Here is a 21,518-nt window from a genome sequence, read left to right as displayed (position 1 = left end):
CTCAGGCGGCTTTCTTTTCAATCTGCGCCAGCACTTCAGCGGCACGCTCTTTCAAGGCCATAGGGAAACCCAGGCGGGCACGGCTGTCCAGATAACCCTGCGCCACGGCTCGCGCCAGATTGCGGATCCGGCCGATATAGGCGGCGCGTTCGGTCACGCTGATCGCGCCGCGCGCGTCCAGCAGGTTGAAGCTATGTCCGGCCTTGAGCAACTGCTCATAGGCCGGCAGCGCCAGCTGCTGCTCCATCAGATGCTTGGATTGCTTCTCATGCGCCGCAAACGCGGTCAGCAGGAAATCGACGTCACTGTGCTCGAAGTTATAGGTCGACTGCTCGACTTCGTTCTGATGGAACACATCGCCGTATTTCAAGCCAGGCGTGTATTCGAGGTCATAGACCGACTCGACGCCCTGCAAATACATGGCCAGCCGCTCCAGGCCATAGGTTATTTCGCCGGTGATGGGCTTGCAATCGATGCCGCCGACCTGCTGGAAGTAGGTGAATTGCGTCACCTCCATGCCGTTGAGCCAGACCTCCCAGCCCAGACCCCAGCAACCCAGGGTCGGGTTTTCCCAGTCGTCTTCCACGAAACGCACATCGTTCTTCTTCAGATCGAAACCCAGCGCTTCCAAAGAGCCCAGATAGAGCTCCAGAATATTGGCCGGCGCCGGCTTGAGCACGACCTGGTACTGGTAGTAATGCTGCAGGCGGTTCGGGTTTTCGCCGTAACGGCCATCCTTTGGCCGGCGGCTGGGCTGCACATAGGCGGCCTTCCAGGGCTCAGGGCCGATCGCACGCAAAAAAGTCGCGGTGTGGCTGGTGCCGGCGCCGACTTCCATATCGAAGGGTTGCAACAGTGCGCAGCCTTGCTTGGACCAGTAGTCCTGCAGGGTCAGAATGATTTGCTGGAAGCTCAGCATATTTTTTTCATAGCCGGTAATTGAGAAAAGCCGCCCATGATGGACGGGTATTGCGCCCGATTCTACGAGGCGCGGCGCAGCCACCCGGCCCAGCCCAGCACGATAGCGATGGCCAGCCACAAAGGCCAGAGCCCAAACGCCTGCAGCCAGCGTGCATATGGCGTGCTGCCACTGCGGCCCTCGACCTCGGCCTCCAGCACGCCGGCAACCGCCGGCGCCAACCTTGCGCTGACCCGGCCGCGGTAATCCACTGCCGCCGTGGCACCGGTATTGGTGGAGCGCACCACCGGGCGCTGAAACTCCAGCGCCCGCATCTGCGAGAACTGCAGATGCTGGTCTTGCACCATCAAGGTCCCGAACCAGGCCAGATTGCTGGCGTTGACCAGCACCGTGGCGGACTGCTTGCCCACCACACTGCCGACAAAATCCTCACCGAACAAGTCTTCATAGCAAATCAGGGGCCGCAGGCGCTGACCCGCCACTTCGAAGCTGCGCTGATGCTGGCCGCGCGCCTGGTCGTCCAAGGGGATCTGCAAAGCGCTCACAAACCAATGAAAACCCAGCGGTATGAACTCCCCAAAGGGCAGCAAATGCCGCTTGCCGTAGTCATAAGCCTGCGGCCCGCCAAAACCCACCAGTGAGTTGACATAGCCCACCCGCTCATTGCCCAAGAAACTGCCCAGCAAGAGCGGCCGCTGCTGCGCCACCCGCTCCATGCGGTGGAGGAAGACGGCGTCCAGATAGTCCAGCGGCAGCGGCACCACCGACTCGGGTGTGACGATGACCTGGCCCTGCGCCGACTCGATCTGCAGCGCCAGTCGCTCCAGATTCGCGTCCATCAGCTCGCGGTCAAATTTTTGATCCTGCCGCACATTGGGCTGCAAGAGACTGACCCGCAAGTTGCCGGTGCTGACGCTGAAATCCTGCGGCAACTGGGTGCCCAAGGCCAGCACAAGCGCCATCAAAGCGACCGGCCGCCAGAGCTGCAGGCTCAAACCCGTTGAGGCCAAGCCAAGCGCCGCTGCGCTTAAGGCCGCCAGCGCCGTGATGCCGTAGACCCCGACCCAAGGCGCCCAAGCCGCCAAGGGCCCGACCGTGTGGGCATAGCCGGAGGCCAACCAGGGAAAGCCGGTCAGCAGCGTCGCGCGGCCCAACTCGGCCAAGAGCCAGCAGGCCGCCCAGACAGTGATGCGGCGGATCGGCCGCGCGCCCGCCGGCAAGAGCCAGGCAGCCAAAGCCATGGTGGCGGCGTAATAGCAGGCCAAAAATGCCGCCAGCGCGAGCACAGCGATCGCCGATAGCAGCCAAGGCAGGTGGCCGAACTGATGCAGGCTGACGTGGATCCACCAAACACCGGAGCCCAGCCAAGACAAACCAAACAGGCCGCCCAGGCAGGCCGCCCGGCGCGGTGTCGCGCCCAGGGTAAGCCGCGCCAACAGCGCTAGCGCGAACAGCTGCAAATACCAGGCCTCCAGCGGCGCAAAGGCGGCCGTGTGGGCCAAGCCGACAAGCAGCGCCAGCGGGCCGGCAAATCTCAGGCGCATCGGCGGAGGATCAAGCTGCAGGCTTGTCGGCGCGGGTGACCTTGAACCAGCGCACCGAGCCGCCCCGCGTCAACATCACCGAAAAGCGCAGACCGCCGACCTCGACCGCCTCTCCGCGCCTGGGCACCCGGCCATGATGCTGGGCGATCAGTCCGCCGATGGTGTCAAAGTCCTCCTCAGAGAAGTTCACTTCGAATGACTGATTGACCGCCGCGATCGTGGTGTCACCGGCGACACGCTGGCTACCGTCCGCCAAGGTGTAGATACTGGATTCGCCGTCCTTGTCGTCGAATTCATCTTCGATCTCGCCGACGATTTCCTCCAGCACATCCTCGATGGTGATCAGGCCGGCGTTGTTGCCGAACTCATCGACGACGATGGCCAGATGGTTGCGGTTGGAGCGAAAGTCGCGCAGCAACTCGTTCAAACCCTTGCTTTCCGGCACAAAACTGGCCGGCCGCAGCAGCGCGCGCAAGTTCAGTTCAGGCGCGCGCTGAATTTTCAACAAGTCTTTGGCCAGCAAGATGCCGATGATGTTGTCGCGCTGACCATCAAAAACAGGAAAACGCGAATGGCCGGCCTCGATCACGCTGGCGAGCAGCTCTTCATAGGGCGCGTCGATGTCCAGCAGGTCCATGCGCGGCGCAGCCACCATCGCGTCGCCGGCGCTGAGCTCGGCCATGCGCAGCACGCCTTCGAGCATTTGCAGCGATTCCGGCTCGATCAACTCACGCTGTTCGGCCTCGGCCAGGGTCTCCATCAGTTCCGACTTGGAGTCCGGGCCAGGATGGAGAAATTCAAACATGCGCTCGAACAGATTGCGAGCACGGCCGCGTGGTGCCACGGCGTATTTTTGGCCCCCTCGGTGAGGGGGCTTTATAGGATGAGGGTCAGACACTGGGACGGGCGTGTCGTTGTTGCACAGGGCCACAGAATAACCGATTGACATGACGAGCCTCTTGCATGACAGTCACCCGCCCCCATATTGCCGACTAGCGTCATTTACCTGCATTCCCTGCTTCCAAGCCCGCTCACCATGTCAAATCCACAAAAAGGCCTCATCCCCGTCACCATCCTGACGGGCTTCCTCGGCTCTGGCAAAACCACCTTGCTCAAGCGCATCTTGACCGAGGCCCATGGTCAGAAAATTGCCGTGATCGAAAATGAGTTCGGCGAAGAAGACATCGACACCGAAATCCTCGTCGCCGATACCGAAGAGCAGATCATCCAGATGAATAACGGCTGCGTCTGCTGCACGATCCGCGAGGATTTGCGCACCACGCTGTCCGATCTAGCCGCCAAACGCCGCAAAGGTGAGCTCAAATTTGACCGGGTCGTGATCGAAACCACCGGCTTGGCCGACCCAGGCCCGGTGGCGCAGACCTTCTTCATGGACGACGAGATCGCCGAAAGCTATTTGCTCGACTCGATTCTCACCTTGGTCGACGCGGTGCATGCCGAAGAACAACTCAATACCCGCCAGGAAGCACGCCGCCAGATCGGCTTCGCCGACCAGATCTTCATCAGCAAGGCCGATCTGGCGCTGCCGGAAGCCGTCGCGGCGCTGTCGCACCGGATCAAGCACATGAACCCGCGTGCGCCGCAGCAACAAGCCCATTTCGGCGAAGTGGCGCTGTCCAAGGTGTTCGATCTGCGCGGCTTCAATCTGAATGCCAAGTTAGAGATCGACCCGGACTTCCTGACCATTGAGGCGCCACATGATCATGACCATGAACACGGCGAGCATTGCGATCACCCGCACCACCATGTGCACGACGATGATGTGAAGTCCTTTGTTTTCAAGTCGGACAAGCCCTTCAACCCGGCCAAGCTGGAAGACTTCTTGGGCGCCATCGTGCAGGTCTACGGCCCCAAAATGCTGCGCTACAAGGGCGTGCTGTACATGAAAGGCACCGACAAACGGGTGATATTCCAGGGCGTCCATCAATTGATGGGCTCGGATCTGGGTCCGAAATGGATGCCGGGTGAGAAAAAGGCGAGCAAAATGGTTTTCATCGGCATTGATCTGCCCAAGGAAATTCTGTTGCAAGGCATGGAAGGCTGTTTGGCCTGAGCGAAAGCGGTCAAACTTCGCAAATTGTCATGCGGGGTGCCTGCGTATCGTGACTACAATGCGCGGCGCCCAAAATGCGAACAAAGCTGGTCCCGATTGATATCTAGCTTGGTAGCCTCGAAAAGCTGCCGCCTAGAGATGTAAGTGCGAGGAGAGAACCGTGAGCAAGACCCAGGCCCCAAAACCCGCTGCGACCGAGCTTGAGCCCAACCAGGCTGGAGCCGAGTCCCGTCCCGCCATCAGAGCGGGCAAGACCTCATCCAAAGCCAAGATCGAGGCCGCAGATCAGCCCGCACTTGCCACCGTCGAGGCCAGCCCTCCACCGACCGGAAACAGCCGCTTCGCTGACCGATTCGCCCCCCCGAAGCCGCCTACCAGACAGATGAATACGCCCGTGATTGAAAGTCCCCGCACAGCCGCCAAGTCCGACCCCAAGCTGGTCAACGCCTGGAAAACCAAAACCGGCCCTGAATTGACCGATGCCGAAGTGCTGGCCATGCCAGAAACCGAGTACATGGGTGCCAAGCAGATCGAGTTCTTCCGCACCAAGCTGACTGAGCTGAAGAACGGTGTGTTGTCGAATGCCGGAGAAACCACCGAGCATTTGCGTGAAGACACTTCCATCGTGCCTGACCCCGCCGACCGCGCCACCATTGAGGAGGAGCATGCACTGGAATTGCGCACACGCGACCGCGAGCGCAAATTGCTGAAGAAGATCATGCAGTCGTTGGCCCGCTTGGACAGTGGCGAATATGGCTACTGCGATGAGACCGGCGAGCCGATCGGCCTGGGTCGTTTGATCGCCCGGCCGACCGCCTCGCTGTCACTTGAAGCGCAGCAGCGCCGCGAAATGAAGCAAAAGATGTTCGGAGACTAAGCCCTGCCAGACCGCTCAGCTCAGCGGCACCTTTCGACTCCAACCCAGGTCCAGCGCGCATGTCAGAACCGAAAGACGGTGAGGGGTTTTTCCGCAAGGTCGCGCGTTTTGTGGCCAACCCGACCACCGATTGGGCCGAGATCAACTCTCGCCAGGACGACCCCGAGGGCGATCAGGCCAAGGCGGAGTTGCGCGCCATGGTGGACCGTAAGCGCCGCAACGATTTCGTCCGCAAACGCGAACTCGATATGCTGCGGCGCATCCGCCGCGAGGGCCTGACCCCCGAACAACTGGCGATCTTAGGCTCCTCAAACTCCCGCCTTGACGAGGTTGAGCGGATCAGTGAACTGAACTCGAAAATCGATCTGGGCGTGAAAGCCAAGATCGATGAAATCGAGCAGCAAATGGCCGGCGAAGGCTACGTCACCACACAGGCCCAGGCGCCGCACACTCAGCGTTTTTACGAAACCAGCACCACGCCTGCGCATTTCGCGCCCACGACGACGCCCGAGCCAGGCGCAGCCAGGGTGAGCGAATTCGCCTCGGCGGCCGAAGTGGAGCGGATGGAATCCGTGCCCGTGCAGGCAGCCGTCGTGATGGGGGCCGGCATGTCGCCCTTGTCCGACGCCAAGGCCAGCGTGTTGCCGGCCATCAAGGACTTGCCGCCGCTGGAAATGACGGTACAAGGCAAGCCGGCCGCACAAGCAGCGCCACAAGAGCCGACCGAGCAAGCCGCACCGCCGCTGAGCTTTCGGGTCGCGCAGCAAACGATGCCGGAATTGCGCGAGGTGCAGCATGACCCCGAACTCGACGAAGCCGTGATCGCCTTCGCGAATGCCGACTACGAGACTTGCGAGCACGCTTTGAACGGCCTGATCCAGCCCGGCGGGCAGCGCAATTTGCAGGGCGAAACCTGGCTGGTCCTGTTCGATCTTTTCCGCGCGACCGGCCAACAAGCCAAGTTTGAAGCGCTGGCCCTGGACTATGCGCAGCTGTTCGGTTTGTCTGCGCCCCAGTGGTATTCCTTGCCCAAGCTGGTTGCCGAAGCGGCGCGCACCGTGCGCGCGCCGATGGGGGCCTCGGACGGCGTCAGCTGGACAGCGCCCGAGTATCTGGTCGCAGAATCGGTTCAACAACTCAAGACACGCTGCCAGAACATGCCCATGCCTTGGGTCTTGGACTGGGGCCCGCTGCAAAAGCTGGACATCGAGGCCTGCGGCCTCTTGCGCGACTTGTTCCGCAGCTGGGCGCTGCAGCAAGTCGATATGCGCTGGTTGGCGGGTGACGCCTTCTTGCACTTGCTCAGCGAGATGGCACCGGTGGGGGTACGAGACGCCGACCCAGCGCTATGGATGCTGCGACTGGAAGCGCTGCGCCTGGCCAATCGCCCCGACCAGTTTGACGAAGTCGCGATCGACTACTGCGTTACTTACGAGGTCTCGCCGCCAAGCTGGGAACGCAGCAGTTGCCGGGTGCGCATCAGTGGTGCGGGCATGTCGACCACCGGTCCGGCCACCAACACCATGTCAACCCAGCAGTCGACAAGCTTTATGGAGTCGCAGATCAACGAGCAGGCACAACTGCCCTTGAGCCTCGATTTGGAACTGCGCGGCCAGCTCAGTGGAGATATCTCGGAGACCTTGGGCTCCATGACGGCCAAGCTGGGTGCGGCGACCCTGATCAACGTCAATTGCCCGAAATTGATTCGCCTGGATTTCATGGCCGCGGGAGATTTGCTCAACTGGGTGCTGAGTCGCCGGGCCGAGAACCGCAGCGTCAGCTTCACCGACGCGCACCGCTTGGTGGCCTTGTTCTTTGTCGCCATGGGCATCAACGAACACGCAAAGATCAAGGTGCGCCAGCTGTAAAACGGCGACCCGTGGCCTGGGCTTGAAGCGGCGCTCATCGACCTCATCTGGAGCCGCTATGGACCAAAATTCTCCTCTCTTCCACGGCACCACCATCATCAGCGTGCGGCGTGCGACAGCCGACGGCGGCATGCAGGTGGCCATCGGTGGTGATGGCCAAGTCACCTTGGGCACCATCGTCGTCAAAGCCAGCGCCCGCAAGGTGCGCAAGCTGCACCGCGATCAGGTGCTGGCCGGTTTTGCTGGCGCCACGGCCGACGCCTTCACCTTGTTCGAACGCTTCGAAGCCAAGCTTGAAAAACATCAGGGCCATCTGACCCGCGCCGCCGTCGAGCTGACAAAAGATTGGCGCACCGACCGCGTGCTGCGCCGTCTTGAGGCGATGCTGGTCGTCGCCGACCGCAGCGCCTCCTTGATCATCACCGGCAACGGCGATGTGCTGGAGCCGGAGCTGGGGATTGCCGCAATCGGCTCTGGCGGCGCCTATGCGCAAGCCGCAGCTCGCGCGCTGCTTGCGCATAGCGAGTTGACGGCAGCGGACATCGTCAAGCAGTCCTTGGTGATTGCCGGCGATCTGTGCATCTACACCAATCAAAACCATACGATTGAAATTCTCGAATGAGCTCAATGACTCCTCAGGAGATCGTCTCCGAACTCGATCAAAACATCGTCGGCCAAAACGCTGCCAAACGCGCTGTAGCGATCGCGATGCGCAATCGCTGGCGCCGCCAGCAGGTCGATGAAAAATTGCGCGCCGAGATCACGCCCAAGAACATCCTGATGATTGGCCCCACCGGCGTCGGCAAGACCGAGATTGCCCGCCGCCTGGCCAAGCTGGCCGGCGCGCCCTTTATCAAGGTCGAGGCGACCAAGTTCACCGAAGTCGGCTATGTCGGCAAGGACGTCGACTCCATCATCCGCGACTTGGTGGACATGGCCGTCAAGCAAGAGCGCGAAGTGCAGATGAAGCGCCAGCGTGTGCGCGCCGAGGATGCCGCCGAAGATCGGGTGCTCGACATCCTGGTGCCGGGCAGCGAAGCCGACAACACGACCCGTCAGGTGATGCGCAAGCGCTTGCGCGAAGGCACGATGGATGACAAAGAGATTGAGCTCGACCTGCTCGAAGCTAAGCCGACGATGGAGATTCTCGGGCCCATGGGTCAGCCCGGCATGGAAGAAATGGCCGAGCAGTTGAAGGGCATGTTTTCGCAGATCGGCGCGGGCAAAAAGAAAACCCGCAAGCTGAAGATCGCCGACGCGATCAAGCATCTGGTCGAAGAAGAAGCAGCCAAGCTGCTGAACGAGGACGAGATCAAGGCCGCCGCCCTGCACAGCGCGCAGGAGATGGGCATCGTTTTCATCGATGAAATCGACAAGGTCTGCTCACGCTCGGATTCCGGCTCCGCTGAGGTGTCGCGTCAGGGCGTGCAGCGCGATTTGCTGCCCCTGGTCGAAGGCACGACCGTCAACACCAAGTACGGCATGGTCAAGACCGACCATATGCTCTTCATCGCCTCGGGCGCGTTTCACTTGGCCAAGCCGAGTGATTTGATCCCCGAGTTGCAGGGTCGCTTCCCGATCCGGGTCGAGCTGAGTTCGCTGTCGGTCGATGACTTCGAGGCAATTCTGTGCAGCACCCATGCCAGCTTGGTCAAGCAGTATCAGGCGCTGCTGGCGACCGAAGACGTGACACTGGAGTTGAGCGCAGACGGCATCCGCCGCTTGGCCGAGATCGCCTTCGAGGTCAACGAGCGTACCGAGAACATCGGTGCACGGAGGTTGGCCACGGTGATGGAGAGGCTGCTCGACGAAATCAGCTTCGATGCGCCCAATCTGGCCGGACAAACAGTTAAATTGAGCGCCACCGATGTCGACGCCAAGCTCGGCGAGTTGGCGAAGAACGAGGACTTATCGAGGTTCATCCTTTGATGGCGGCGCAGCCTTTGGCTTGATCGACATCAAGCGGCCGTGCTCAAACGACGCTAAGCTCGGCACCCATGCCACACCGACTAAGCACCCGCAGCTGGGGGCTGGCGCGCCCGCCGGCCATGAACGCCGCCGCATTGCACACCGAGAAGCGCTGGCGCTGGCCGGTCCTGATCGGCCTGCTGTGTACCATTCCGGCCTTTTATATCGAGCTGCTGGAGGATCTACCGACGCCGCTGGCCGTGGCCATCTATTTGGGTGCGGCTGGGCTGATCGTGCTGTCACTGAGCCTGGTGGCCAGCCAACTCAGCCACCCACGCCAATACCTGCGCAGCAATGCGATGGATCTGGTGCTGGCCGTCGGTTTGGTCGCTGCCGCGCTCCTGCCGCCGAGTGTGCACTCTCAACTGGCCTTAGGCCTGCGCTTGTTTGTCGCCATGCTGACCTTGGTCCACATGGCATGGGCGATCAAATTCTGGGTCACGCGTGGCGGCCTGGGCTATTTGTTGGCGCTGGCGATGCTGGTATTGTTCTTCTGCGGTGTCGGTTTTTGGGCCTTGGAGCCGCGCGTGCACAGCTTGGGCGACGGGCTTTGGCTGGCTTTTACGACCGCGGCAACAGTGGGTTATGGCGACATCGTGCCGACCACGCCTGCAGCCAAGATCTTCTCGGTCTTTGTCGTGCTGCTCGGTTATGCGGTGCTGTCGCTGGTGACGGCAGCGATCGCGTCCTTCTGGGTCGAAAGCTCGGAGCGCCGCATGGAGCAAGACATTCTGAGGGATATGCACGCGCAGCTTCGCAGCGTGCATGAGGAGCTGGCGGCCTTGCGCGAGGAGGTGCAGCGCGGCTCCTCGCGCAATGACAGTTAGCTCGCCCTGCTTGAATTGCTAGGGTATCGGCGGCGCTGCAAGAGCAAGGCTAGCCCGGTCAGCAGCATCAACCAGGTCATCGGTTCGGGCACCGCCTGCGCCGCAAACACCGCGCCGCCGGCGGCCGTGAAGCTGAAGCTCTGAAAGTTGTAGTCATCCGAGCTGGCCGCAAAGCTAACGCCTGAAAACAGCGCGTCGTCAAGCCCAGCCCCGCCGCTACGCTTCATAAAATTGTCGATCTGAAATTTGCCACTAACCTGGAAGGCGTTCGGGTCGGTGGTACCCAGGAATCTGAAACCGATTTGCAAGCCGCTCAGATCGAGCAGGGATGCGTCGGCAAAGACGAGTTGGTCAACATCGAAGCCGCCAGTCGCATTGGATTGCACTTCCAGCACCAAACGCCCGCCGGCCTGGTTCGTAAAGTCGCCGCCCAGCGTCAATGTGCCGGGCGAGTTGCCGGGATTAAAGACGCCGCGATTGATGATGTTGGCATTCAACACGCCATTGCCGCCCACGAAGCCCTTGGCACCGATCTCCAGCGTGCTGGCGCTCAGCGTGCTGGCGTTGACGATTAGCGTGCCGACACCGGTGTCGACGCCGGGCTCGCTGCCGACACCTACATAAGCAGCGTTCAAGGTCGAGTTCCCGGCCAGTGTCAGCACGCCGACGGCGCCGGCTTTGCGGCCGATATAGACCGATCCATCCCCTACATCCAGGCTGCTGGCGCCATCGAAGCTGGCGATACCAGTGCCGCTGCGGCCGATATTGACGCTCGCCAAACCAGGCGCTGCCGCCAACTTGACCTGTGAAGCGCCGGTCACTGTCAACATGCCACTGCCAAACTCCACCCGGCCGCCACCCAAATCCAGGAACGCACCCGCATCACTCAGATTGCTGATCATCAGCTTGGCGCCATTGTTCAGCTGCACCTGTCCACTCGAGCCCATCCCTCGCCCAACCGTCACCCCTGCCCCCGTGGCGTCGCTGGTCCACTGGCCGCTCAGCTTCACCTCGGCGTTATCGACCCGCAGTTGCCCCGTGCCACCCGAGCTGCCAATATGTAGCAAGGTGGTTTCGAGCCTAGCCTGATCCTGCACCTTCAGTTGCCCATCACCGTTTGTGCCAAGTCCGACAATGAGCCTGGCATCAACGCCCTGCACCTTCAGCAATGAACCGGCACCACTCACCAGCGCCAGGCCAGCGCCGACCAAACTGCCGTAGCTACGTCCGATTTCGAGCGTGGTGATGCGCAGATCCGATGCCGTCGAGGCCGCCTGCCCGCTCACCGTCATGACAGCGCCCTGCTCGACCAAAAGAGTCCCTCGGCCTTGATCGCCGATTCTGACGCTCGGATTCCAAGCGGCTTGGTCACTTCCATCGCCGAGCAAACCGTCGGTCTGAAGTGTCAGCCGACTTCCTGACCCGCTCAAGCCCAGTAAGCCAGTGCCTCCGGAAATGCCGACTCTCAGGTAGTTCGCCCCGGAGACAGTAGCGCCATTGCTGATTTGCATTTGCGCATGCCCCGCCAGCCGCCCAATATCCAGCCAACGATAGTCCCCGCCAGACAAGCTCAGCGCCGACCCCGCGCCGTCGATCGTCATCAGGGTTTGACCACCCTCGCGCGCCAGATACATCGATGTGACACCTGCGGTGGGCGCTTCAAGCTCCAGCCTGCCTCCTTGGAGAATGGCAATATCGACCAAACTATTGGCCCCGCCGGCCGCACCAGTGACAAAGCTTGACAAGGTCGAACCAGGGCTGCCGGGGGCTACACGCCACAAAGAACCCGCACCACTCAGCTTCACGTCGACCTGCACGCTCTCGGCACCGTTGGCCGCGGAGCCTTGCGGCCCATGGCCCAACCTGACTGCTTCGGTATCCAGCCGACCACCGTCCAAGACATTGATTCGCACCCGGCTGGCAGCACCGGGCTGGCCGCTCGTATAGGGCGTGGCGGGCGGTGCTGTGACGTAAGAACCGCCTGCAATCAAGGTCGACAGAAAGCTCGCCCGCGAACCTGCGCCGGCAACGGTCAGACTGGCGTCGCCTCCGGCATTGTTGGCAAGGAAGGCCCCGCACCAATGCCCAGTGCAAGCCGCAGCGTCGGCCGCTCCGTCCAACAAGCCACCGCCGCTGACGATGACCGAGCCCTTTTCAACGCTGAGCCGGTGCCAATCAAGCGAATGCAAGCTGAACGCTGAATCCTTGCCATCGATCACCGCCTCTGCGTGGCCAAGCAACTCGTTAGGAGCGACCTGCAGGGCGAAGGCAGACGCTTGGCCTCCTGCCAACAGACTTACTTTGCCCTGATTAACAGTCAGCAGACCGGTGACGCCGCCACTGCGCAAAGTATCGAGCCGGCTACCGGCGCCATCAATCAATACAGTGCCCTGACCGTTGCCACGCCAGTCGCCAACATTGACGTCTCGCGCGCCACTGACACGCCCGCCGGACAAGACCTTCAACTCCCCTTCGCCGCCCGATTCCCCCAGATTCAGGTAGCTGTGAGCGCTGCCAAGCAACTCCAGAGCCCCGCTGTCCGCGACAACAATATCACCCCTACCGCCCCGTATGCCCGCCACCAGGCGCGCATCGACGCCGCTGACAAACAGACGCGAGCCTGCCCCATACACCGCCAGCGTTGCTTGGCCACCGTTGCCGAGGTCCACATTGGCATTGCGCCCCGTCGGAGCAATGACCAACAACTCGCCGCCGCCCTGCACCTTCCAATCGGCATAGCTGTTGGCAGAACTGGCCAGCATCAGCCGCGCATCATGGCCTTCCGATTCGCTGCCCTGGATCAACCAGCGCGAGCCCGCCCCGGCCACCAGGCCTTCAGCGAAGCTGCGTTCTTGCCCGTTGGCTGACGCTGAATTCCAGACGCCGGTTGAAACCTCTTTTGTGCGAAGCAGGCCACCATCCAGCACTTCGACCCGCCCACGGCCTGTACCGCCCGCCGTACCAATGGTCCAGCCTTCGATGGCCGCCGTCGCCACCTGGGTTCCCCCGACCGAGAAGCCGCTGAGGAAGCGCGCCTCGCTGCCCGCGCCGGTGATGGTCAGCCAGCCTTGGCTGCCGGCGGCATGGCCGACCATCGCCCCGCACCATTTGTTCACGCAGTCTGCGGCCTTGCCCGCTGCGTCCAGCAAGGCTCCGCCGGATACGACCAGACTGCCCTTGCCCCAATCCCCCAGCGATAGGCGGTGACCGTCAATGCGACTCAAGGCGATGAGACTACCTGCGCCGTCCAGGACGGCTGTTCCCTGGCCATTGCCCCAGCCACCCATATTCAGGGACGCCGCTTCCAACACCCCGGCCGAATTGATCAACACTTGGCCGATGCCGCCGTGGCCGATGTCCACATTGCTGCCACTCATGAAACGGGCACCCGATTCAATCTGCAAACTACCCGTGCCACCAGCGCGGCCAAACACCGCATAGCCAACACCAGCCTCGGCGCCGTGGTTCAGACTCAGCAGCCCGGTGCCACCTTCAATGCCCACACCCATATGCGTGTCGTTGAGTCCCATCTCGATTCGGCTGTTGTCCAGCAGCAGGCTGCCATTTCCGTTGCCTTGGCCGATTTGAATGTCCGAGCGCCCGGCCGTCATTTGCAGCACCGAACCGGCATCGAAGCGAGCGCTCCCCGTTCCGCCATCGCGGCCCACGCCGAAAAAGGACTGCACAGGTGCCAATATCTCGATGCGCGAAGCCGACACATTGAGCGTGCCGTTGCCGCCGTTTTGGCCGACCAGCATCGTTGCATACGAGCCAGCAATCGGTTGCACACGCCACAAGGCTCCGTCGCCGACATTGGCTGTCGTGGTTGCTCGCCGCCCGTCAGCAAGAATCAGATCAGCCCTTGCGTTGGGCAATGCACCACCACTGATCTCCCAGAAGGAACCAGCACCGTGCAGATTGATCAAGGCTTCGCTAAGCTCCAGGCCATTGCTATTGGGACCAAGGTTGGACACCCCCGCCACCAACTGATCGGTGCGTAACGTACCGCCGTCCAGCACATCGACGCGGCCATGGGTGGTGGCACCCGCAGTGCCAAAACTGCCGTTCACATTGATACCACCGACCACGAACGCGTGGAGCAGGCGCGCCTCACTGCCGGCGCCGGTGATGATGAATTGACCATCCGAACCAGCCCCATTGCCGACAAAGTTGCCGCAATACTGGGGGCCAACCAAACAAGCGGTTGCATCGGCGCGGCCATCCAAAAGCGCGCCGCCCGAAACAGTCAATCGCCCCACCCCGGCATTGCCGACATCCAAGCGGTTGCCATATCCATTGCTGTGCAAGCTCATCCGCGTGCCAACGCCATCCAGGACAGCAAGGGCCGTAAACCCGGATTGCCCCAAGGAAAGTTGGGCCAACTCCACCTTAGCGCCAGCCAGAGCCTCAAATGTGGCGCTACTGTTGGAGCCTAGAAACAAGCGGCTGCCCGGCATGAGTAAATCCGGCCCATTCAAGGAGGCTGGATCCCAGGGGTCCAGCCAGTAAGTGCCCGTCACCGTCACCGCAGCTTGCGCCGCCGGCAGGGCCACCAAAGCCAGCATCAGCCCCCGCGCCAAACGATTCAGGCGCGGTGGACGCACCATCCTCAAACGAACAGAACAAGAAGATGAAAGAACACTCACTGATGACGAAATCGACATGATTTTGACTCCCTGATTTGCGGCAATTGCCCTTGCCCAGCGGCGCCGATCTTCACGCTTTCAAGGCGAGTTGGGGCACTGACTCCCCTAGCGCTAGGGGGCCGAAGGCGTCATCTACCCTCTGCCCAGGGGGTGAATATTGGCTTTTTGTTCGAGCCATTTGGCCTGGACTACCGCCGCATCTCGGTGTTAGGCTTTGCCGCCATGAACAAGCAAAGCCGTCAGCTCAGCAAGCTGCGGGATTTATGCGCGCTGGACTTGCCGGCCGGTTTGTTGATTCCTGCAGTTCTAGAGCATCTGCACGCGTTGATTCCTTCCGCGCGCAATCTGTTTGACTGCTGCGATGAACAGGGCCGACTGAGCCAGTACTACATCGAAGGGCCGGTGGACGAGGCCATCGCCAAGCATTACTTCGAGGAGTTTCACAACCGTCGGGAAGCCGAGGTGATGCTGCCATTCGCGCACGCCGTCGCCGGTAACGCCTGCATCCATAGCGCGGCTCAGCTCAATACCCGTGCCTTCTTCAACTCGGCCCTGTACTGGGATATCTGGCGCCCGCAGGGCTTTCGGTTCCGGGCCGAGGCGATCGTGCGCGCCGCCAATGGCCGCGCGCTTGGCTCACTGGTGCTCTACCGGGGGCCAGGCGAGCGCTGCTTCAAGCCGGCCGAGGAGGTGCTGTTGGCGCAGGTTCTCCCCTATCTGAACCGCGCCTTGAGTCGAGACGCCTATGCGCCGACTGCGACCGCCCAAGCCCTGTGGACCCTCAGCGCCGACCCAGCGGAAACACTGCTGACCGATGCTGGCGGAACCATCCTGCATGCAAGCGAAGGCGCTGTGCGGCTCTTACTGTTGGCAAAGGCTGGACTTGGCCCCGTCAGCATGGCGACGCTACAGCGGCCAAGCCAACATCCGGCGCTGGATGGGCTGCAAGAAGCCTTGAGCCGGGCCGACAAGGCCAGCTGCAGGCATCAAAACCATTGGGGGCTGTTTGAGTTCACGGCCCAGCGACTGAAGCCCTATGCTGCCGAAGTCCAAACCTCCGAAGCCTTGATACAGATTCAATTGCGCCGCTTCGAGCCCATGGCCCTGGCGCAGGAGCGCAAATTACTGGCGCTGGATTTATCGCCCGGGCAAACCTCGGTATGCCGACTATTGCTGCAAGGCAAATCCCACGCAGAGGTCGCACTGCAACTCGGGGTCGCCCCGAGCACCGTGGCCGATCACACGCGCAAGCTATACAAAATCTTGCAAGTGCGCTCTGTCCAAGAGTTGGCGATGCGGGTGCGTCCGAGCTGAGCTGAGCTGAACTGAGCGCGCACCAAGCGCGCCTACAGCGCCAATCGATGCGACTGCAGCGACAACATGCCGTCGAAGATCAACGAGTCGACCAGTTCATGATCCAGCTCCAGCGTCGGCGCGACCTTCCAGGCGGCGCCGCCGGTCATCAGTGTGAGCGGCGAGCTGCCGACCTTCTTCGCCAGATGCCTGTGCATGCGCTCGATCGCACCGGTGATGGCGAAGGTGCCGCCACTGGTCAGCGCATCCGAGGTGTTAGTCGGGAAGTCGCGCACCTCGCCGGTGGGCACGCGCAGGCCGGCGGTGCCGCCCTCCAGCGCGCGCAACATGATGCCGTGGCCGGGCATGATCATGCCGCCCAAGAAACGCCCTTCGGCGTCCAGGGCGTCCACCGTGACTGCGGTGCCAATCATCACCACCAGCGCCGCACTTGGGGCCGCCGGCGCAACCGCGCGCTGCAACATATGGGAACGCGCCCCGATCAGCGCCACGAATCTGTCGACGCCGAGCCGGCCGGGGTGGTCATAGCCATTGCTGACGCCGCCCGCATGGCTGCTTGCCACCACCCAGCGCGGCTCTTGATCCCACAACTCAAGTTGTTCCTCCACCCGACGACGTACCGCGTCGCCGGCCACATTGCAGCCCAGCACACTGTGCGGCGCCGGCAGTCCACGCCAGTCGCTGTCGGCCAAGGTCTCTATCGTCTCCAGAAACACCGCACCATGAGCGAGCAGCACAGCGCCCGGTTGCGGTGAGGCATAGAGCGCCCATTTGAGGCGGGTGTTACCGATGTCGATGGCCAAAAAGCTCATGAGTGTGGGCAATTAAAAGCGGGCAAGGGCCGCCAGCCTAACAGTTCAAGACCAGCGCAGGCTAAAGCTCGCGAATCACCCGGCAGGGATTGCCTGCCGCCAAGACACCGGCAGGGATGTCGCGCAGGACAACGCTACCGGCACCAATCACCGTGCCGGCGCCTATGGTGACGCCGGGGCAGACGACAACACCGCCGCCCAACCAGACATCGTTGCCAATCGCGATGGGTTTGGCGAACTCCAGGCCACTACGGCGTTCGGCCGCGTCCATGGGATGGCTGGCGGTGTAAATCTGCACCGCTGGGCCGAACAGCACATGGTCGCCGATGCTGATCTTGGCGCAGTCGAGCAGCACACAGTTGAAGTTGAAGTAGACGCCCTTGCCCAGCTCGATATTGCGGCCATAGTCGCAAAAGAACGGCGGCGTGATGTAGGCGTCGGTGGCAGCGCCAAACAGCTGCTTGAGCAAGTCTGAACGCTCAGCTTCAGGTGCCTGCGACGGCAGCTCGGCGATAGCCCGGCACAGCTCACGGGCGTGCAGGCGCTCGGCCACCAGCTGCGGGTCGGCGCCGCTGTAAGGTTCGCCGGCCAGCATTTTTTCTTTCTCTGTTTTTGACATCTAAGCTCCCGTGGAGCTTGACTGTAACGGCGCTGCCGCCGCTTAGCTCAGGGACTCAAGCACGCCGACCCACCATTCGCACCTGCGGCATCGAACCCGGGACCGGCTGCGCCAAGCTCTGCAGCAAATCATCCCAAGCCTGCGCCTGCCGCACCACCTGGCCCACCACCAGGATGGCCGGGCTGGGCAATTGCTCGCGCAAGAGCATCGCCGGCAACTCGGCCAGATGGCAGACCTGTTGGCGCTGCTGCGCCGTGTGGGCGGCCGAGATCGCGGCGGCCGGCGTGTCGGCACTCAAGCCACCTTCAATCAGTGCCTGCACGATCTGTTCGGCCTGACTCAGACCCATATAGATGACCAGGGTCAGCCTGCTGCGCGCCAGAGCCGCCCAGTCGGGCCCCTCACCGGCGCGCGCACCGTCGCGGCTGTGGCCGGTGACGAAGGCGACGCCGGGCGCGTGGCGGCGGTCGGTCACCGGGATGCCGATGCTGGCGGGTGCTGCGATGCCTGAGGTCAGGCCGCTGACCACCTCGACCTCGATGCCGGCCTCGCGCAGCGCGTCAACCTCTTCCGACCCGCGCCCGAACATGAAGGGATCCCCCCCCTTCAGACGCACGACGCGTGCCCCGCTGCTGGCCTCGCGAATCATCAAGTCATGGATGAAGCGCTGCTCAGTAGAGACGCAGCCGCCGCGCTTGCCGACATACAAAATGCGTGCCGCTGGATGGGCCAAAGCCAGCACGCGCGGGTCAACCAGATCGTCGCTGAGGATCACATCGGCGGCCTGGATGCGCTTGAGCGCCTTGACGGTCAAAAGCTCCGGGTCACCGGGACCGGCGCCGACCAGGCTGACGGTTTGGAGTTTGCTGCTGTTCATTGGGGCACCTCTTCCATGAGTTGAACTGCGGAGCCATCGACCAAACGCCGCAGCGCCGGCAGGCAAGAACCACATTGAGTGCCGCAGCGCAGCTGGGCTTGCAAGGTTTGCAATCGCTCTGCGGGCGTACCGGCACAGGCCTTCAACTGGGCGCAAATGCTGGCCTCGGAGACATCAAAGCAGTTGCAGACCTGCGGGCTGCGCGGGACCAGGTCTTGCGGCGCACGAGCATCGGGCGCAAGAAGCCTGCGGCCATGCGGGGCCACCAGGGCAGCTTCACGCCAAAGTTGTTGAATCCAAGCCCCCTCGCCCACCTCGCCCACCCGTAACAGCGCTTGCAAGCGAGCCTCGTGGCCTACGCCGTCGAGCAAGAGCAGGCGAGTGCGGCCGCGCTGTGCGTCGGCATAACGCAGCAGATTGACGCCCTGCAGCTTCAGCAGTGCAGCAATCCTGGCGATCAGCTCCGGCGCCGGCGCGGTCGCATGCGCGGCCTCAAACGTCCAACCCTCTTTACCTGCTTGAGCCGGAACCGGCACGCAACAGGCATAGTCGAATTCGAACATCAAGGCGCGCAAGGCCAAGCCCAAAGCAGCCGCCTCGGCCGGCGCCACCCAAGCCGCCGCGCTCAGGCGCCAAGGTAAATCCAAGCGATGGATATCCACCGCCGCAAATTTCAATTCGGGCTGCTTGGAGTCGGGGCAAAACGCTGGCTGAGTGAGGGCGTTGAAGCCCAGCAAGGGCTGGCCCTCGGCGCCACGACCGGAGACAAATTCCTCGCCCCAATGCATGGCCAGATCGGCCTGCGCCGCGCCGACGCCGGCGTCACCCAGCAGGGCCAAGGTGATCTCGCCACGCCGTGAACTCACCCGCACCAAGTCGCCGTCCTTGAGCCCTCGGCGCGGCATGTCCTGCGGGTTCATGCGCAAGACCGGCGCTGCCTCATGGCCGAACAAGCGGCTGACCACACCGCTGCGGCTCATGCCATGCCATTGATCACGCAGGCGACTGGTGGTCAGGCCAAAGGGAAAGCGCGCATTCACCTGCTCGGCGCAGGCTTGATAGGGCTTACTCACAAAGCGCGCGCGGCCATCGGGTGTAGCGAAGCGGCCATCTTCATAGAGCCGGGCGAGGCCTTTGGCGGCGCCTTCGGGGAACGGCCATTGCTGCGGGCCGTCGCGGTCGAGCAAGGCATAGCTGAGGCCTGTGATGTCAAGGTCGCGGCCACGCGTGGCCTCTCGGTGCTCCAGCCACAGTGACTCGCTGCTTTCGAACTCAAACAATTTGGACCGACCGGGCCGCAGCACAGCTTCCAGCAAACGCGCCACATCGCGCACGATTTGCCAGTCTTGTTTAGCCCCGCCCGGCGGGGCAATCGCGGCGCGCACGCGGCTGATGCGGCGCTCGCTATTGGTGACGCAGCCGTCCTTCTCGCCCCAGGTGGCGGCCGGCAAAATCACATCGGCATAGGCAGCTGTCGCCGTGCCGGAAAAGCATTCCTGCAATATCACCAGCTCGCAGCGCTCAAGCGCGCGCCGCACCAGCGCCTGGTCGGGCAGCGACTGCGCCGGGTTGGTGCAGGCTATCCACAAGGCCTTGATTTCCCCGCGCGCCGCCGCCTCGAACAGCTCGACCGCCGTCTTGCCCGGCGTGCTGGGCAGATCATCCACACCCCACAAAGCAGCGATTTCGACGCGATGTGCGGCGTCATTGGGGTCGCGGTGGCCTGGCAAAAGCGTCGCCATGCCACCGACCTCGCGCCCACCCATGGCATTGGGTTGGCCCGTTAGCGAGAACGGCCCGGCGCCGGGCCGACCGATCTGGCCGGTGGCCAGATGCAGATTGATCAAGGCGGTGTTCTTGGCCGTGCCGCTGGTGCTTTGGTTGAGGCCTTGGCAGTAAAGCGACAAGGTGGCTGGCGACTGGGCAAACCAGCGTGCGGCTTGCAGCAGGTCCACTTCCTGGATGCCACAGATGCGCGCGGCTTGAGCCGGCGTCGTGTCACGTGCCAGCGCCTTGAGCTCGGCAAAGCCGGCCGTGTGCGCATCGATAAAGGGCTGATCCAGCAGCCCGTCCCAGATGCAGGCATGCAGCAAGCCAAGACATAGCGCCACATCGGTGCCGGGCAGGATCTGCAGATGCAGGTCGGCAAACTCGGCACTCTCGGTGCGGCGCGGGTCGACGACGATGATCTTCATCGCCGGTCGCAAGGCTTTGGCAGCCTCCAAGCGACGGAACAGAATCGGATGCGCCCAGGCCGGGTTGGCGCCACTGATGAACACGCAGTCCGCGTGATCCAGATCTTCATAGCAGGCCGGCGGCGCGTCGGCGCCCAAGCTTTGCTTGTAGCCCACCACGGCCGAACTCATGCACAGGCGCGAGTTGCTGTCGATGTTGTTGGTGCCGACCAGCGCGCGGGCGAGCTTGTTGAAGGCGTGATAGTCCTCGGTCAGCAACTGGCCGGAGATGTAGAAGCCGACCGAGTCGGGTCCATGCTCTTCAATGACGGCAGCCAGTTTGTCGGCCACATGCTTGTTGACGGCGTCCCAGTTGCTGGCCTCCAAGGCCGCAGTCCGCTCGACCCGCAACATCGGCTGCAGCAAGCGCCGGGTTTGCAGCACCACCGGCGCGGCGGTCAGATGCAAGGTCGAGCCCTTGCTGCACAGGCGGCCGAAATTGGCCGGATGATCGGGGTCGCCCCGCACGCCGGTGATGGCCCCGGCCCCGCTCGCTATGATTACCCCACAGCCCACGCCGCAATAGGGACAGGTCGAACGCGTATCCATACTGAGTTCAGCAGCTGCGCGTGCAGGGTCCGGCTTTGATCGGCTCAAATTCCAGGCCTATGCTGGCCAGCTCAGCTTCGCAAAGCATCACCTGACCCGACTCCACCCTCACACTGAACTTGGCTGTGCAGCCCTCGTCCGGCGCCTGCGCCTGACCGCTGTCCAGCGCGATGGTCCAGTTATGCAGCGGGCAGGCCACTTTATTGCCAAACACAATGCCTTGGCTGAGTGGGCCGCCCTTGTGAGGGCAGCGGTCCAGCAGCGCGAACACCGCGTCATCGGCCGTGCGAAACAAGGCGACTTGCGGGCCCTGGCTGCGCTGCACGCGACGGGAGCCCAGCACCGGGATGTCGGACAAAGCGCAGATTTCTTTCCATTCCTTCATTGCTG

At 62.6% G+C, this 21,518-nt stretch carries 16 protein-coding genes; 7 read left to right on the top strand and 9 right to left on the bottom strand.

Going from position 1 to position 21,518, the window contains the following annotated elements:
• Nucleotide 1: 1 nt before the first annotated feature.
• From glyQ to LNV09_RS22330, 3 genes are all read right to left on the bottom strand, one after another.
• Nucleotides 2-919, bottom strand: coding sequence for a glycine--tRNA ligase subunit alpha (gene glyQ, locus LNV09_RS22340; RefSeq protein ID WP_263534439.1), 918 nt, complete (start codon nt 917-919; stop codon nt 2-4).
• 62 nt (nt 920-981) lie between these two features.
• Nucleotides 982-2,463, bottom strand: coding sequence for an apolipoprotein N-acyltransferase (gene lnt, locus LNV09_RS22335; RefSeq protein WP_263559270.1), 1,482 nt, complete (start codon nt 2,461-2,463; stop codon nt 982-984).
• 10 nt (nt 2,464-2,473) lie between these two features.
• On the bottom strand, nt 2,474-3,268 hold the full coding sequence (locus tag LNV09_RS22330) for a CorC family transporter (protein WP_409993983.1): 795 nt from the start codon (nt 3,266-3,268) through the stop codon (nt 2,474-2,476).
• Between the two features lie 231 nt (nt 3,269-3,499).
• Between LNV09_RS22330 and LNV09_RS22325 the strand changes: the two genes are divergently transcribed.
• The 6 genes from LNV09_RS22325 (at nt 3,500) to LNV09_RS22300 (ending at nt 10,077) form a co-directional block, all read left to right on the top strand.
• A complete protein-coding gene (locus LNV09_RS22325; RefSeq protein WP_263534437.1) occupies nt 3,500-4,537 on the top strand; it encodes a CobW family GTP-binding protein in 1,038 nt (345 codons plus the stop codon).
• A gap of 160 nt (nt 4,538-4,697) precedes the next feature.
• Nucleotides 4,698-5,414, top strand: a complete 717-nt coding sequence (gene dksA, locus LNV09_RS22320; protein WP_263559268.1) for an RNA polymerase-binding protein DksA — start codon at nt 4,698-4,700, stop codon at nt 5,412-5,414.
• Between the two features lie 59 nt (nt 5,415-5,473).
• Nucleotides 5,474-7,282, top strand: coding sequence for a hypothetical protein (locus LNV09_RS22315; RefSeq protein ID WP_263559267.1), 1,809 nt, complete (start codon nt 5,474-5,476; stop codon nt 7,280-7,282).
• Between the two features lie 58 nt (nt 7,283-7,340).
• Nucleotides 7,341-7,904, top strand: a complete 564-nt coding sequence (gene hslV, locus LNV09_RS22310) for an ATP-dependent protease subunit HslV (protein WP_263559266.1) — start codon at nt 7,341-7,343, stop codon at nt 7,902-7,904.
• Nucleotides 7,901-9,211 carry an ATP-dependent protease ATPase subunit HslU gene (hslU, locus tag LNV09_RS22305; RefSeq protein ID WP_263559265.1) on the top strand — a complete coding sequence of 437 codons (1,311 nt, stop codon included), beginning with the start codon at nt 7,901-7,903 and terminating at the stop codon, nt 9,209-9,211. Before hslV ends, hslU begins: the two co-directional genes overlap by 4 nt.
• Nucleotides 9,212-9,279: 68 nt before the next feature.
• Nucleotides 9,280-10,077: a potassium channel family protein gene (locus tag LNV09_RS22300; protein WP_263559264.1), complete on the top strand. Its 798-nt coding sequence runs from the start codon at nt 9,280-9,282 to the stop codon at nt 10,075-10,077.
• On the opposite strand, the gene LNV09_RS22295 is transcribed toward LNV09_RS22300, so the two are convergent.
• On the bottom strand, nt 10,074-14,642 hold the full coding sequence (locus LNV09_RS22295) for a beta strand repeat-containing protein (RefSeq protein ID WP_263559263.1): 4,569 nt from the start codon (nt 14,640-14,642) through the stop codon (nt 10,074-10,076). The genes LNV09_RS22300 and LNV09_RS22295 overlap by 4 nt on opposite strands.
• 231 nt (nt 14,643-14,873) lie before the next feature.
• On the opposite strand from LNV09_RS22295, the gene LNV09_RS22290 reads away from it, so the two are divergent.
• Complete coding sequence (locus tag LNV09_RS22290; protein WP_263559262.1) at nt 14,874-16,037, top strand: helix-turn-helix domain-containing protein; 1,164 nt, start codon at nt 14,874-14,876, stop codon at nt 16,035-16,037.
• 32 nt (nt 16,038-16,069) lie between these two features.
• On the opposite strand, the gene LNV09_RS22285 is transcribed toward LNV09_RS22290, so the two are convergent.
• The 5 genes from LNV09_RS22285 to nirD form a co-directional block, all read right to left on the bottom strand.
• Nucleotides 16,070-16,849 carry a type III pantothenate kinase gene (locus LNV09_RS22285; RefSeq protein ID WP_263559261.1) on the bottom strand — a complete coding sequence of 260 codons (780 nt, stop codon included), beginning with the start codon at nt 16,847-16,849 and terminating at the stop codon, nt 16,070-16,072.
• Nucleotides 16,850-16,910: 61 nt separating this feature from the next.
• Complete coding sequence (locus LNV09_RS22280; RefSeq protein WP_263559260.1) at nt 16,911-17,468, bottom strand: sugar O-acetyltransferase; 558 nt, start codon at nt 17,466-17,468, stop codon at nt 16,911-16,913.
• A 55-nt stretch (nt 17,469-17,523) separates the two neighbouring features.
• Nucleotides 17,524-18,345 (bottom strand): uroporphyrinogen-III C-methyltransferase, encoded by an 822-nt coding sequence (gene cobA / locus LNV09_RS22275; RefSeq protein ID WP_263559259.1) that lies wholly within the window; start codon nt 18,343-18,345, stop codon nt 17,524-17,526.
• Entirely contained in the window at nt 18,342-21,128 is a 2,787-nt protein-coding gene (locus LNV09_RS22270; RefSeq protein ID WP_263559258.1) for a nitrate reductase, read from the bottom strand. The genes cobA and LNV09_RS22270 overlap by 4 nt, the downstream gene beginning before the upstream one ends.
• 7 nt (nt 21,129-21,135) lie before the next feature.
• The gene (gene nirD, locus LNV09_RS22265) at nt 21,136-21,513 is read right to left on the bottom strand and encodes a nitrite reductase small subunit NirD (protein WP_263559257.1); all 378 of its coding nucleotides are present in this window, start codon (nt 21,511-21,513) and stop codon (nt 21,136-21,138) included.
• Nucleotides 21,514-21,518: the final 5 nt, after the last annotated feature.

Source organism: Paucibacter sp. B2R-40 (genome assembly GCF_025717555.1).
Taxonomy (GTDB): Bacteria; Pseudomonadota; Gammaproteobacteria; order Burkholderiales; family Burkholderiaceae_C; genus Paucibacter_A.
This window is presented reverse-complemented; position numbering and strand designations above follow the sequence as displayed.

What these genes read in the sequence shown, in the direction of transcription:
- glyQ (WP_263534439.1), bottom strand. Translation starts at nt 919, where the DNA reads ATGCTGAGCTTCCAGCAAATCATTCTGACCCTGCAGGACTACTGGTCC.
- lnt (WP_263559270.1), bottom strand. Translation starts at nt 2,463, where the DNA reads ATGCGCCTGAGATTTGCCGGCCCGCTGGCGCTGCTTGTCGGCTTGGCC.
- LNV09_RS22330 (WP_409993983.1), bottom strand. Translation starts at nt 3,268, where the DNA reads ATGTTTGAATTTCTCCATCCTGGCCCGGACTCCAAGTCGGAACTGATG.
- LNV09_RS22325 (WP_263534437.1), top strand. Translation starts at nt 3,500, where the DNA reads ATGTCAAATCCACAAAAAGGCCTCATCCCCGTCACCATCCTGACGGGC.
- LNV09_RS22315 (WP_263559267.1), top strand. Translation starts at nt 5,474, where the DNA reads ATGTCAGAACCGAAAGACGGTGAGGGGTTTTTCCGCAAGGTCGCGCGT.
- hslV (WP_263559266.1), top strand. Translation starts at nt 7,341, where the DNA reads ATGGACCAAAATTCTCCTCTCTTCCACGGCACCACCATCATCAGCGTG.
- hslU (WP_263559265.1), top strand. Translation starts at nt 7,901, where the DNA reads ATGAGCTCAATGACTCCTCAGGAGATCGTCTCCGAACTCGATCAAAAC.
- LNV09_RS22300 (WP_263559264.1), top strand. Translation starts at nt 9,280, where the DNA reads ATGCCACACCGACTAAGCACCCGCAGCTGGGGGCTGGCGCGCCCGCCG.
- LNV09_RS22295 (WP_263559263.1), bottom strand. Translation starts at nt 14,642, where the DNA reads ATGCTGGCTTTGGTGGCCCTGCCGGCGGCGCAAGCTGCGGTGACGGTG.
- LNV09_RS22285 (WP_263559261.1), bottom strand. Translation starts at nt 16,849, where the DNA reads ATGAGCTTTTTGGCCATCGACATCGGTAACACCCGCCTCAAATGGGCG.
- LNV09_RS22280 (WP_263559260.1), bottom strand. Translation starts at nt 17,468, where the DNA reads ATGTCAAAAACAGAGAAAGAAAAAATGCTGGCCGGCGAACCTTACAGC.
- cobA (WP_263559259.1), bottom strand. Translation starts at nt 18,345, where the DNA reads ATGAACAGCAGCAAACTCCAAACCGTCAGCCTGGTCGGCGCCGGTCCC.
- LNV09_RS22270 (WP_263559258.1), bottom strand. Translation starts at nt 21,128, where the DNA reads ATGGATACGCGTTCGACCTGTCCCTATTGCGGCGTGGGCTGTGGGGTA.
- nirD (WP_263559257.1), bottom strand. Translation starts at nt 21,513, where the DNA reads ATGAAGGAATGGAAAGAAATCTGCGCTTTGTCCGACATCCCGGTGCTG.